This window comes from Neisseria sp. P0006.S009 (assembly GCF_051962915.1).
GTDB lineage: Bacteria > Pseudomonadota > Gammaproteobacteria > Burkholderiales > Neisseriaceae > Neisseria > Neisseria subflava_E.
Genome location: NZ_JBQCUV010000001.1, coordinates 409,798 through 423,591, shown reverse-complemented (window position 1 = coordinate 423,591; position 13,794 = coordinate 409,798). Strand labels below are relative to the sequence as shown.

Genomic DNA, 13,794 nt, shown 5'->3' with positions numbered 1-13,794 from the left:
GTAATTTTATTTCTGTGTAAGTGAATGGTCAGTGGATATATATTATCAATAACCAAGTGATTTAATGCGATATTAAATTCTATTTAAATCAATAAGGTATGAAAATGATATTGTCTGGGTCATTCATTTGAAAGCACTATTACACTATTGAAGGCCGTCTGAAAAAATCGGTCTCTTAAGAAATAAACAAACCCTCCCTACCATGACTCCGAAAAGGAACACAATCATGACCGTCATCAAGCAAGAAGACTTTATCCAAAGTATTTTCGATGCTTTCCAATTCATCAGCTATTACCATCCTAAAGACTACATTCAGGCTTTGTATAAGGCTTATCAAAAAGAAGAAAACCCTGCCGCCAAAGATGCGATGGCGCAGATTTTGGTCAATAGCCGTATGTGTGCTGAAGGCCATCGTCCGATTTGTCAGGATACCGGTATTGCGACCGTATTCTTGAAAGTGGGCATGGATGTACAGTGGGATGCCGAGATGAGCGTACAGGAAATGGTTAACGAAGGCGTACGCCGTGCATACACCTATCCTGACAACAAACTGCGCGCCTCTGTATTGGCCGATCCGGCTGGTAAACGTCAAAATACCAAAGACAACACCCCTGCCGTTGTACATATGGAAATCGTAAAAGGCGACAAAGTCGAAGTCACTTGCGCAGCCAAAGGCGGCGGTTCTGAAAACAAAACCAAAGTTGCCATGCTCAACCCTTCAGACAATATCGTTGATTGGGTCTTGAAAACCGTTCCTCAAATGGGTGCCGGCTGGTGTCCTCCGGGTATTTTGGGTATCGGCATCGGCGGTACGCCTGAAAAAGCAGTGTTGATGGCCAAAGAAAGCCTGATGAGCCATATCGATATTCAGGAACTCAAAGAAAAAGCCGATTCCGGTGCAGAATTGTCTACAACTGAAGCCCTGCGCTTGGAACTCTACAAAAAAGTAAATGCCTTGGGTATCGGCGCACAAGGTTTGGGCGGTTTGAGCACCGTGCTGGATGTCAAAATCCTTGACTACCCAACCCACGCGGCTTCCAAACCGATTGCCATGATTCCAAACTGCGCGGCAACCCGCCACATCGAATTTGAATTGGACGGCTCAGGCCCGGCCAAACTGGAAGCACCATCTTTGGAAGACTGGCCGGATCTGACTTACAGCCCGGACAACGGCAAACGTGTCGATGTCAACAATCTGACCAAAGAAGAAGTGGCCACATGGAAAACCGGCGACGTATTGTTGCTGAACGGTAAAATCCTGACCGGTCGCGATGCCGCGCACAAACGTTTGGTTGATATGCTCAACAAAGGCGAAGAATTGCCGGTAGATTTCACCAACAAACTGATTTACTACGTCGGCCCGGTTGATCCAGTCCGTGACGAAGTTGTTGGTCCGGCCGGTCCGACTACTTCCACCCGTATGGATAAATTCACCCGCCAAATGCTGGAACAAACCGGCCTCTTGGGTATGATCGGTAAATCCGAACGCGGCGCAGCAACTTGCCAAGCCATTGCTGATAACAAAGCTGTTTACCTGATGGCTGTCGGCGGCGCAGCATATCTGGTTGCCAAAGCCATTAAAGCGTCTAAAGTCTTGGCTTTCCCAGAATTAGGTATGGAAGCGATTTACGAATTTGAAGTCAAAGACATGCCTGTAACCGTTGCGGTGGATAGCAACGGCGAATCGGTTCACGCCATTGCGCCAAAACAATGGCAGGCCAAAATCGGTATTATTCCGGTTGATGCTTGATATTTGACTGAATAATCAAAGGCCGTCTGAACGATTTCAGACGGCTTTTTTTGTTTACAAATAATTCAAATGTTTTCAAACGAGTAAATTTCCCTTTCTAAAAAGCACTTGTCAAAATCAGCGTTTGAAACTAAAATTCACAGCTTATCGAGTCGGAGTGTGGCGCAGTCTGGTAGCGCACTTGCATGGGGTGCAAGGGGTCGAAGGTTCGAATCCTTTCACTCCGACCAAAGAATTGGAAAGAGCCGTTTTAAAAACGGCTCTTTTTTCGTTTGGATGATTTATCTGAATAATGTGTCCGAATGGATTTTAAAACTTAATACCAATGCCGTCTGAAACAAAACCTGCTTAAAAAAGCAGGTTTTGTTGTTTCTAAAGCAGGGCTATTCGGCACTATCTTTCAGCGTGTCTCTATAAGTATAAAGATACGATGCGCCAACAAAGGATGCGCCACCGATGACATTGCCCAGGAATACGGGAATCATGTTGAAGAAAAATTGCCCCCATGTGATGTTTGCGCCTGCCAAAATGCCGGCTGGGATAACGAACATATTGGCGACAAGGTGTTGGAAGCCGTTTAATACGAAAATCATGACGGGGAACCAAATGGCCAGCATTCGTCCGGTTGTGTTTTTAGCGGCAAAATGCAGCCACGCGCCCATGCAGACCATCCAGTTACATGCTATTGCCGATACGAAAGCACGGCCGAAATCCATATGGACTTTTGCTTCCGCCACGACAATGGTTTTTTCTGCCACGCTGCCTTCAATCATGCCGACATAGTATCCAAGGAAAAACGCCATTGCCAGTGTGCCCACCAAATTGCCCATGCAGACGATAACCCAGTTGCGTAGCAGCATTTTGGAGGAAATCCGTCCGGCCAATCTGCCTAAAGACATAATCATCATATTGCTGGTTACCAGCTCGCCGCCGCCAAGCAGGATACAAATCAAAGCGATTGGGAACACGGCGGCGCCGAGTAAAGTCGCAACTCCGCCCCATTCGTGCGGAATGCCGCTGACTACTTTTAAATAGGCAAGATATCCGAAGCCGATGTATCCACCGGCCAAAACGCTCAAGATTGCCAGTGTGGGGATGCTGGATTGTGCTTTGGCGCAGCTTTTGTCGAGAACAACCTGTAAAATTTCCTGTGGGTATAAATCGCGCGAAGCCATGATGTTCCTTAAAGTAGGTTGAGGAGGAAACGTTGTTTTAAAGATGGTACAAACTGTCGCGGTAGAGTAGTGTTATAGGGAGCCGGTGTACGGTCTTTGTCTTATCAATCAGCCTGAATTAAACCTAAAAAACAGATACTTCACCTTGCTTTAGCTCAAAAGAAATATTATTACATTTTGCTTCTGTATGAAAAAAGGCCGTCTGAACGTTGAGGTTTCAGACGGCCTTGTTTTGATTTTTAAACTTACAAATGAGCCAGTTTTGCATTGCCTTCGCGAGGAATAGGGCGCGGATTGCCTTGTGCATCGATGGCGACGTAAGTGAATACGGCTTCGGTGACCAGTTGGCGGTCTTCCGTTACCATATCGTTCATCAAAGTCTTCACCCACACTTCGATTTTCAGTTGCAAAGAAGTATTGCCTACGCGGACGCAATGACCGTAGCAGCACACGACGTTGCCGACCTTTACCGGCCTGATGAAATTCATTTCTTGAACGGCCACGGTTACAATTCGTCCCTGTGCGATTTCTGCCGCTAAAATACCGCCGCCCAGATCCATTTGCGACATAATCCAGCCGCCGAAGATATCCTGATTAGGATTGGTATCGCGCGGCATGGCTACCGTACGCAATAAAAGTTGTCCTTCGGGTGCCGCATGTGTTTGTTTGTTGTCAGCCATAAAAAATCCTGTCAAAAAAGTGCTATTTTACGCCATTTGTGGCGATAAACCTATGTAGGCCGTCTGAAAAATCAGAAGGCAAAGTGTTACAATCAACATATTCATCAGACAAAGGAGAAAGCTTATGCATCCGATTCAAGAACCACGAAATAGCGGCCTTTTGCGCGTATCCGACATTCACGAAATCTACTGGGAAGAATCAGGCAATCCTGATGGCCACCCCGTGATTTTCCTGCATGGCGGCCCCGGAGCAGGGGCATCACCTGCCTGTCGAGGCTTTTTCAATCCAGAGCATTTCCGCATCGTTATTATCGACCAACGCGGTTGCGGACGCTCCAAACCCTATGCCTGTATCGAAGACAACACCACATGGGATTTGGTTGCCGATATTGAAAAAGTACGCGAAATGCTCGGTATTCAAAAATGGCTGGTTTTCGGTGGCTCATGGGGCAGCACCTTGTCGCTGACTTATGCCGAAACCCATCCCGAGCGCGTCAGCGGCTTAGTTTTGCGCGGTATTTTCCTGTGCAGGCCGTCTGAAATGGCATGGTTGAACGAAGTAGGCGGCGTCAGCCAAATTTATCCGGCTCAATGGCAAAAATTCATTGCCCCCGTAGCCGAAAACAAACGCCAAGCCCTAATCCAAGCCTACCATGAAATGCTGTTCAGCGAAGATGAAGCCACACGCCTCAAAGCGGCTAAATCATGGGCAGACTGGGAAAGCTACCTTATTCAGTTTGAACCTAAAGACGTAGATGAAGACCCGCAAGCTTCCCTTGCCATCGCAAGAATGGAAAACCATTACTTCGTGAACGAAGGCTGGCTGCAGGGCGATAAAGCTATCTTGGCAAACATCGACAAAATCCGCCATATCCCAACCATCATCGTCCAAGGCCGCTACGACCTATGTACCCCGATGCAAAGCGCGTGGGAACTCTCGCAAGCCTTCCCTGAAGCAGAATTGAGAATCGTCCAAGCAGGCCACTCTTCTTTTGATCCTTCGCTTTCCGAAGCATTAGTGAAAGCAGTGGAGGATATTAGAAGCAAGTTATAAAGGTTAATAAATGACAATGCCGTCTGAAAAAGTTTCAGACGGCATTTTTTCTATTTGCATATTAAATTTAATATCATATTATCATTGAATCTATATCAATTTGAATTTTTTAGAATTTCAATATAAAACCCCCTCATTTACTACGCTCATTCCGCCCAAGATAAACTCGGCAATCCCTTGCCTTACAAACCATTGGCAAACCTTGCAAAGTCATTCGGTAAATGTGGGCGAAATGGCGGCTGAGTTTGCCCGGGTATTTGATGCGCAGGAAATTGCCTGCCAGACGGGACAGCTTCATGATTTAGGGAAATATTCAGTTGCCTTTAATCACCGATTGCATGGCAGCCCTTCAGCCGATCATGCTACTGCCGGAGTCAAAATTGCAAAAATGCTTGCTTCAGGGTGGGTTCCAAAGTATAAACTGTGGTTATCTTTCGTAGGCTAGATAACTTTATTAATGAATTAAAAGGCAAAAATAATGGAAACGAAACAAACCAATTCAACCATCAAATCGCGTGCGGCGGTGGCATTCGCCCCAAATCAACCCTTACAAATTGTGGAAATCGACGTAGAAATGCCGCACAAAGGCGAGGTGTTAATTCGTAACACGCACACTGGTGTGTGCCATACTGATGCATTTACGTTATCAGGAAGCGATCCTGAAGGTGTGTTCCCTGTGGTGCTTGGACACGAAGGTGCGGGTGTGGTCGTTGCTGTGGGCGAAGGTGTGTCAAGCGTAAAACCAGGTGATCACGTCATTCCTCTTTACACCGCTGAATGTGGCGAATGTGAGTTTTGTCGTTCAGGTAAAACCAACTTATGCGTCTCAGTGCGTGATACACAAGGTAAAGGCTTAATGCCAGATGGCACGACGCGTTTTTCTTATCAAGGTCAGCCGATCTATCACTATATGGGCTGTTCTACTTTCAGTGAATACTCAGTTGTTGCCGAAGTTTCACTGGCGAAAATCAATCCAAAAGCAAACCATGAACAAGTATGTTTGCTTGGCTGCGGCGTTACCACAGGTATTGGTGCGGTGCATAACACAGCAAAAGTGCAAGAAGGCGACTCTGTGGCGGTGTTTGGCTTGGGGGCGATTGGTTTGGCGGTGGTGCAAGGTGCGCGTCAAGCCAAAGCCGGTCGCATTATCGCTATTGATACCAATCCTTCAAAATTCGAGCTGGCAAAACAGTTTGGTGCAACTGATTGTTTGAACCCAAACGATTACGATAAACCGATCAAAGATGTGTTGTTAGACATCAATAAATGGGGCATTGACCATACCTTTGAATGTATTGGCAATGTAAACGTAATGCGTCAGGCATTAGAAAGTGCACACCGTGGTTGGGGTCAATCCATTATCATCGGCGTAGCGGGTGCAGGACAAGAAATTTCAACTCGTCCGTTCCAGTTGGTCACAGGTCGTGTTTGGAAAGGCACGGCATTTGGTGGCGTGAAAGGCCGCTCTGAACTTCCGAAAATGGTGGAAGATTCAATGAAAGGCGACATTCAGTTGGAACCATTTGTGACCCACACAATGACGCTCGATCAAATCAATGAAGCCTTTGAGTTAATGCATGAAGGTAAATCGATCCGCGCTGTTATTCATTACTAAGGCCCGAGATGAAACTGATTGAACAACATCAAATTTTTGGCGGTTCGCAACAAGTTTGGGTGCACCATGCCCAAACGCTTCAATGCGAAATGAAATTTGCCGTCTATTTGCCAAATAATCCGGAGAATCGACCGCTTGGTGTGATTTATTGGCTTTCCGGCTTAACTTGTACTGAACAAAATTTCATTACCAAATCAGGCTTTCAGCGTTATGCGGCAGAGCATCAAGTGATTGTGGTCGCCCCCGATACCAGCCCTCGCGGAGAGCAAGTGCCGAACGATGATACTTACGATTTAGGGCAGGGTGCAGGCTTTTATCTGAATGCGACCGAGCAGCCTTGGGCGACGAATTATCAAATGTATGATTATATTTTGAATGAGTTGCCTAGTCTGATGGAGGAAAATTTTCCTACCAACGGCAAACGTTCGATTATGGGACATTCAATGGGCGGACATGGCGCATTGGTATTGGCGCTGCGAAACCAAGAACGTTATCAAAGTGTTTCTGCCTTTTCGCCTATTTTGTCGCCAAGCCTCGTGCCTTGGGGAGAAAAAGCCTTTTCTGCCTATTTAGGGAAAGATCGCGAAAAATGGCAGCAATATGATGCTAACTCGCTCATCCAACAAGGCTGTAAAGTGCAAGGTATGCGCATTGATCAGGGCTTGGAAGATGAGTTTTTGCCAACACAATTGCGTACCGAAGATTTTATCGAAACCTGTCGTGCGGCAAATCAACCGGTCGATGTGCGCTTCCATAAAGGCCATGATCATAGCTATTACTTCATCGCCAGTTTTATTGGTGAGCATATTGCCTATCATGCGGCATTTTTGAAGTAAACCAAAGAAGTGATTTGTGTTAATAAATTAAAAAGGCATCGGATTGATGCCTTTTATTTTTTATAAATGATGAAAAATAATGTGATTAAAATGAGCTAGCTTGCCCACTTTATTTAAATATCCCCCCATTCCAGTCCAAACCGTTGCAAATACTTTCTCAATCGATCGCTGTCATTGACTTTTGCCCTTTCTGTTCTGGAGACGTTGAACAATGCACGGCCGGCAGCGGCCATGTTGGGGTGTTTGCGGCATTCGTCGATGACGTGTTGCAGTTGTAGTTTGTCGAACAAATCCAATGTGTCCCAATCGACTTTATCGGGGTAGTCTTGTGCTTTTTCAGACGGCCTTTTATGTAGGAGGCCGTCTGAAAAGGGTTCTTCCGACCATAGCCATTTGAGGCGTTCGATTTCGGCTTGGACTTGTTCTACCTGTATCCTGCCTTGCGGCGCGAGTGTGGCCAGGCGCATGATGCTGGCAGCGAGGTCGCGGAAGTTGCCGCGCCATGGTGCTTGGTTGGAGTGGGCGAAGTCGAGGTAGGCGGCCAGGGCTTCTTTGTTGAAGCGGGTGGTTCGGCCGAGTTCTTGCGAGGCTAGGGCGAGCTGGTGTTCGACGTTGGGCTCGATGTCTTCGCGACGGTTGGCGAGTGCAGGTAGTGGGTAATTCCAGATATTAATGCGGGCGAACAGGTCTTCGCGGAAGCGTCCGGCGCGGATTTCGTGGCGTAGGTCGCGGTTGGTGCCGGCGATGAGTTGGAAGTCGCTTTTGACTTCGCTGTCGCTGCCAACGGGGTAAAAGTGTTTTTCTTCAATGGCTTTGAGCAGCATGGCTTGCTCGTCCAAGCCCAATTCGCCGATTTCGTCTAAAAACAATACGCCGCCGTCGGCAGTTTTCAGATAACCTTCACGCTTTTCTGCGGCGCCGGTAAAGGCGCCTTTTTTGTGGCCGAACAGGGCAGATGCTGCGCCGTCGCCGCGAAGGGTGGCGCAGTTTACATCGACAAATGTGCCTTTAATCAGATGGCGCGCTTTTTTCAATTCAAAAATCCTGCGTGCCAACATAGATTTGCCTGCGCCTGTCGGGCCGGAAAGCAGAATGGGGGAAGGGGAGTTGAGTGCGACTTGTTCGATTTCGGCAATCATGCGGTTGAAGGCGGCGTTTTTGGTGGAAATGCCGCTTTTCAGGTAGCGCACTGCGTCGTCGCGTACGGCGGCAAGGCGTTCTGCCAGTACGTCATAACGAGCCAAGTCTAAATCGATGATTTCATAACTTCCGACATTGCCGTCCTCCATACTGCGTCTTTGATTTTTGGGCGGAGCGGTTTGTAACAGTACGCCGGGGATTTGACGCGATTCCACCAATAAAAACAGGCAGATTTGGGCAACGTGTGTACCTGTGGTGATGTGGGTGAGATACGTTTCTTCTTCTGTATCAAATGGATAGCTCGCAGCCCAATCGTGCAGCTTGGTATAAACTTCGGAAAAATCCCACGGGTTTGCCAGCTCCATAGGCACAAGATTGACGACCGTGTGTGGCGACACCTGTTGAATATCGGCTTTTACATGATCCGCTAGGTTGCGATATTTCTCCGCATAAAACAGCTCCATGCGGTCGAGATGAAAATCCTGATGCTGATTCATGGCGACATTCGGCCGCCACTTCTGCCAACGGCCCTGACCGAAACCTTTATCCAGCACTGTACCGAGAAAACTGACGGCGACTTGTTTTTTAGGGGTGATATTCATGTTTCAGACGGCCTTTAAATTATTTTTTCAATACAAATTTGCCGTTTGCTTAACCGCAAGCGTTTGTCCAAATCATCGAATCTCATCATATATCCTTATATATTTTATTTTCTATATAACTATCTACAAATATATTTTTCAGCATTCTACGCTTTTTGCCGATAAAAGCCACTTTAAAATATATTTTTCTTATATTCAATAAATTAAAAATTATTTTTATAAAATTTTATTCTTGGCACGCTGTTGGCTATGTTGTGAATGTAGCGATACAGCAGATGCTTCGGGAAATACAGTTACCGGAGAAAAATTTTCCGTAAATTTAGTTGCTGTGTGGTTACAGGGCGAATGCCGACAAGACTACATTTGGATTAACAGGTTCGAATCCTGTCTCGTCTGATAGACGTTGAACGTCTTGTTTATTTAGTCGCCCACCCTTTTTCAATATGGCAGGCAAATGCCTAGGAAAACTACAACATGGATATCCTTATGTCGCAGGTTCGAGTCCTGTCTCTGTTGTTCCAAATAGCAGAGTAGCTCAGTTGGTAGAGCCAAGGCATGTTTCCCTTAAAAACTTGTTGCGTGCCATATTACTTTTACGGCAGCAGGCGGATGTCTGGAGAGAATACATGAACCTTTTACGTTAAAACCGTTTCTCTTCATGTTTATCCGCTACGCAGCCCCCATTCGAGGCCGTCTGAAATATTCAGGCGGGCTGATATAAAAACTGTTTTTGGTGCAAACGGCAAATGCCGGAGGAATTACAGCCTGCTAAGCTCGAGGTCGCGGGTTCGAGTCCCGTCTCTGCCGCCAACTATGGCAGAGTAGCTCAGAGGATAGAGCGCGTAAAAATTTCTCCACTCTTTGTTGCCCAATGTGCCACCCCTTATGGGCGAATGCCATTAGGATTACATTCCTTCCTTGCTACAAACCCGAATGATCCTAATTAAACTGGTCGCCCTACGGCAGTAGGCGGATGCCCGGAAGAGAATACATTAGCTTTCAGTTAAAAACGCTTCTCTTCATCTTTAGCAGCCACACTGCCACCCATTCAAGACCGTCTGACAAACAAAGCTAAAACAAGTTCAGACGGCCTCAAACCAACAATATGAAAGAAAATGAAAATGGCTAATACTACCTTGTTTCAATCTATTAAAAACCGTTTTACTAAAACCGATACCTATAATGAAGCCGGCGGCATCGCCTACACGCTGACACCCAAACAACAGCTGGCCCAACTTGCCGCTACCGGTTGTCTGAACAATACCTACTATGCCGATGCCCAAAGTCAGCTTGACCAAGTGTTGAAATTGGCAGAAAGCCTGGATGCCGAGTTTATCGCCAAAACTGCCGTATATGCCCGTCAAAAAGGTTTGATGAAAGATATGCCTGCGCTGTTGCTTGCCGTGTTGGCGCAAAAAGACGTGAACATGCTCGCCCGCGTATTCGACCAAGTAGTGGACAACGGTAAAATGTTGCGTAACTTCGCACAAATTATCCGTAGCGGCGCGGTCGGCAGAAAATCTTTCGGCAACCGTCCGAAAAAACTGATGCAGACTTGGCTTTTGACTGCCACCGAAAAACAACTGTTGAACGCCGCCGTCGGCAATTCGCCATCGCTGGCAGACGTGGTCAAAATGGTGCACCCCAAACCGCGTGAAGCATGGCGTGCCGCCTGGTTTGCGTGGCTGATCGGCAAACCGTACGACCGCGAAGCATTGCCACCCATTACCCGCGCTTTTGAAAACTACAAACAAAGCCGAGAAGGCGAATTACCCAACGTTCCTTTCCAAATGCTCACTGCTTTAGACTTGAACAGCGGCGACTGGGCAGAGATTGCCCGCAACGGCTCATGGCAGCAGGTTCGTCAAAACCTGAACACTTTCCTGCGCCACGAAGTGTTTGCGAAAAGCAAAAACATCAAAATGGTGGCAGAAAAACTGCGTGACGAAACCACCATTGCCCGCGCCCGTGTTCTGCCTTATCAGTTGCTGACCGCGTATCAGGCAACATCTAATCAAATGCCGTCTGAAATCTGCGAAGCCCTGCAAGATGCGATGGAAACCTCCGTACAAAACGTACCGGCCATCCAAGGCAAAGTCGTGGTTTGTCCGGACGTTTCCGGCTCTATGCACAGCTCGGTTACCGGCTATCGCGGCAGCACGACCAGCAAAACCCGCTGCATCGACATTGCCGCGCTCGTATCTGCCGCCATGTTGCGTACCAATCCGCAAGCCCGCGTGATACCGTTTGAACAAATCACGGTAAACGTGAAGCTCAATCCGCGCGACAGCATCATGACCAACGCCGAAAAACTCGCCAATATCGGCGGCGGCGGAACGGCATGCAGCGCACCGCTCGCCATGCTGAACCGTGAAAAAGCCGATGTGGATTTGGTCGTCATCGTATCAGACAACGAAAGTTGGGCAGATGACAGCCAAGGATGGGGTGCCACAACCAGCCTGATGAAAGAGTGGGACATTCTGAAACGGCGTTGTCCCGAAGCCAAACTTGTTTGTCTGGATATCCAGCCCTACACCAAGGCTCAAGTACGAAACCGTCAGGATATTTTGAACATCGGCGGCTTCTCCGACCAAGTATTCTCCCTGATCGGTTCCTTTGCCGAACGAGGTATGGGTACAGATTTCTGGGTAGAAGAGATTGAGAAAACGCCGTTGGCAGTTGTGAACTGAAGCTAAGGCCGTCTGAAAAAAGGGTAGAAATATTTTTCAGACGGCCTATTTATTCAGGGTAAGCTGAGAAAAAGAATAAGGAAACAAAATGCAAAAATTTATCTTAATCCGCGGTCATCAAGGTTCGGGAAAATCGACGTTTGCCGAACAAAAAGCCACCGAATTTAAAGCGCAATATCCGGATGCAGAAGTTGTCCGTATTGAAAACGATTTGTTCATTACCGATGAATACGGTGAGTATCATTGGTCGGGTGAAGCAGTGGATAAGGTGCAGAAACGCGGTAATACCTTGATGACTGAAACTTTGAGACTTGGACGCCAAAATCCGAACCGAAATATTCTGATCATTAATTCCAATACCAACCAAAAAGCTTCGCGTTGCCGTCATTTATTGGATCAGGCGGAGAAAAGCGGTTTTGAAACAGAGGTCTATCGACTGCACAATTTCTATCCCAACCTGCATGGCGTGAAAGAGCATGACGTATTGGCGGCGTATATCAAGCTGAACCAAAACCGAGTGGCAAACGAAATCCATATCGAGGCCGTGCAACCGGCAAATGCGGAACAGTTAGAAAAAATCGAACAGATGCAGGCTATCGAGCATAAGCCGCTGGTGTTTGATGAGGCGCAGCAAACCTTTGTGACCGATCACTATCTGCAACACAGCAGCCGTAACTTTACCGCCAAAGCATCCAAGCGTTATCCCGAATTGCGCGTGTTGAAATACGCCCGCAGCGTGTTCTATAACAACCGCTTTGATGATGCGTTGCTGGAAATGCGCGGTTTGATTATCGATGCGCATAATCGAATCATCGTGCGTCCGTTTAAAAAAGTGTTCAATTATTCGGAACGTATTGCCAAATGCAGCCGTTATCCGATCATAATCGGCGACGAGAGACTGGTAGATGCGGTGGTGAAAGTAAACGGCTTCCTCGGCTGCTGTACTTTCGTCTCGCTTTCAGACGACCATCTGTCTAAAGGCGCGGCGTTTGACGGCAAAGTGCTGTATTCGACCACCGGTTCGCTTGATAGCGCGTTTGCCGACATGACCGCCACACACTGCGCACAATACGAAACCTTGTTCCGCGCATATCCGAACCATACTTTTTTGTTTGAAATCACAGACGCGAAAGACGTACACATCATCCGTGAAGAGTTGGGCGAAACCTTAATCGGCTGCATCGACGTGGCGACAGGCCGTCAGTTTACCGAAGCCGAATTGGACGAAATCGGCAAACAATACGGTATCCGCCGTCCCGAAACGCTGAAAAACATCACGTTCGAGGAGTTGAAAGGTCGTCTGAAAAACGTGGAACACGAAGGTTTTATGGTGTTTGATGCCCAAACCGGCGAAATGCTGTTCAAACTCAAATCGCCGTATTACCTGATTTCCAAGTTTTTAGGACGAAGCAACGAGGGGAATATCGGCCGCAAACTCGACAAACGCCACGTCGATGAAGAGTTTTACCCCTTAATCGACTACATCCACGAGCATCAGGAAGCGTTCAATGCTATGCCGGAATTGGATAAAATCGCGTTCATTCAGGCGTTTTTGAGACAGTTGTAAGGCCGTCTGAAAAATGCTATATGCTTGTGTTAGTATAGCGCTGGCGGATGGAGTGTTTCATCTGCCATACTTTTAGTGAATAAGGAAAAACAATGAAAAAAACAAGTATCGTTAGGAAACTGATGCTCGCCATCGCTATGCTTCCGTTAGCTGTTCAAACTGCGCAGGCTGAGGAATTTGGGTCTTTCGGCGCTCCGCCTAAAGGCTTCAAAGTCGGCTATCAAACCGCGCAAAATGGTGTGACATTGATAGAACTTGTGCCGCAGAAACAGACTGTGGAAGACTGGACGCAAATGGTCACGCTGCAATCCATGGCAGGTATGAAACCGGGTGTTGAGCAGTTTTTCGGCAATCTTTCAGCCTCATGGCAGAATGCCTGTCCGCAAAGTAGTGTCAACCCAATAACGGCAGGTGAAGAAAACGGCTATCCATTCGCTTTGGTGATGTTGTTTTGCGCCAACAATCCGCAAACCAGCAAACCTGAATTTACTTGGATAAAAGCCGTACAGGGTAACGAAGCTTTGTACGTGAAGCAATATGCTTTCCGTTACGAGCCGACGAAGGCCGAGTTGACCAATGCCGTCATGCATTTGCGCAATTTACGCGTCTGCGACAACAGCGCAGGACATCCTTGCAATAAAAAAGGAAAATAAGCATTTAAATATTTTCAGACGGCCTTACCGGT

10 protein-coding genes, 1 tRNA gene and 1 pseudogene are annotated in these 13,794 nt (G+C 47.3%); 9 read left to right on the top strand and 3 right to left on the bottom strand.

The window, feature by feature from the left end; genetic code table 11:
* Positions 1 to 226 precede the first annotated feature (226 nt).
* Positions 227 to 1,750 (top strand): fumarate hydratase, encoded by a 1,524-nt coding sequence (locus ACTHTK_RS02005; protein ID WP_440378284.1) that lies wholly within the window; start codon positions 227 to 229, stop codon positions 1,748 to 1,750.
* Positions 1,751 to 1,903: 153 nt separating this feature from the next.
* Positions 1,904 to 1,980, top strand: a tRNA-Pro gene (locus ACTHTK_RS02000).
* A 153-nt stretch (positions 1,981 to 2,133) separates the two neighbouring features.
* Here ACTHTK_RS02000 and ACTHTK_RS01995 read toward each other — a convergent pair.
* On the bottom strand, positions 2,134 to 2,925 hold the full coding sequence (locus ACTHTK_RS01995) for a formate/nitrite transporter family protein (RefSeq protein ID WP_107723436.1): 792 nt from the start codon (positions 2,923 to 2,925) through the stop codon (positions 2,134 to 2,136).
* A gap of 245 nt (positions 2,926 to 3,170) precedes the next feature.
* Positions 3,171 to 3,605 carry an acyl-CoA thioester hydrolase YciA gene (gene yciA, locus ACTHTK_RS01990; RefSeq protein ID WP_049332732.1) on the bottom strand — a complete coding sequence of 145 codons (435 nt, stop codon included), beginning with the start codon at positions 3,603 to 3,605 and terminating at the stop codon, positions 3,171 to 3,173.
* Positions 3,606 to 3,729: 124 nt separating this feature from the next.
* Between yciA and pip the strand changes: the two genes are divergently transcribed.
* From pip to fghA, 4 genes and pseudogenes are all read left to right on the top strand, one after another.
* Positions 3,730 to 4,659 (top strand): prolyl aminopeptidase, encoded by a 930-nt coding sequence (pip, locus tag ACTHTK_RS01985; RefSeq protein ID WP_107723435.1) that lies wholly within the window; start codon positions 3,730 to 3,732, stop codon positions 4,657 to 4,659.
* A gap of 135 nt (positions 4,660 to 4,794) precedes the next feature.
* Positions 4,795 to 5,044, top strand: a pseudogene (locus ACTHTK_RS01980) (CRISPR-associated helicase/endonuclease Cas3); the annotation flags it as partial.
* Between the two features lie 93 nt (positions 5,045 to 5,137).
* Complete coding sequence (locus ACTHTK_RS01975) at positions 5,138 to 6,274, top strand: S-(hydroxymethyl)glutathione dehydrogenase/class III alcohol dehydrogenase (RefSeq protein ID WP_107723427.1); 1,137 nt, start codon at positions 5,138 to 5,140, stop codon at positions 6,272 to 6,274.
* Positions 6,275 to 6,282: 8 nt separating this feature from the next.
* Positions 6,283 to 7,110, top strand: a complete 828-nt coding sequence (gene fghA, locus ACTHTK_RS01970; RefSeq protein ID WP_107723426.1) for an S-formylglutathione hydrolase — start codon at positions 6,283 to 6,285, stop codon at positions 7,108 to 7,110.
* 113 nt (positions 7,111 to 7,223) lie between these two features.
* Here fghA and rtcR read toward each other — a convergent pair whose 3' ends face one another.
* Positions 7,224 to 8,852, bottom strand: coding sequence for an RNA repair transcriptional activator RtcR (gene rtcR, locus ACTHTK_RS01965; RefSeq protein WP_440378283.1), 1,629 nt, complete (start codon positions 8,850 to 8,852; stop codon positions 7,224 to 7,226).
* Positions 8,853 to 9,967: 1,115 nt separating this feature from the next.
* Here rtcR and ACTHTK_RS01960 point away from each other — a divergent pair.
* From ACTHTK_RS01960 to ACTHTK_RS01950, 3 genes are all read left to right on the top strand, one after another.
* Positions 9,968 to 11,542, top strand: a complete 1,575-nt coding sequence (locus ACTHTK_RS01960; RefSeq protein WP_107723424.1) for a vWA domain-containing protein — start codon at positions 9,968 to 9,970, stop codon at positions 11,540 to 11,542.
* 88 nt (positions 11,543 to 11,630) lie between these two features.
* A complete protein-coding gene (locus tag ACTHTK_RS01955; RefSeq protein WP_107723423.1) occupies positions 11,631 to 13,109 on the top strand; it encodes an RNA ligase in 1,479 nt (492 codons plus the stop codon).
* Positions 13,110 to 13,201: 92 nt separating this feature from the next.
* Positions 13,202 to 13,762, top strand: a complete 561-nt coding sequence (locus ACTHTK_RS01950; protein WP_003746257.1) for a hypothetical protein — start codon at positions 13,202 to 13,204, stop codon at positions 13,760 to 13,762.
* Positions 13,763 to 13,794 lie beyond the last annotated feature (32 nt).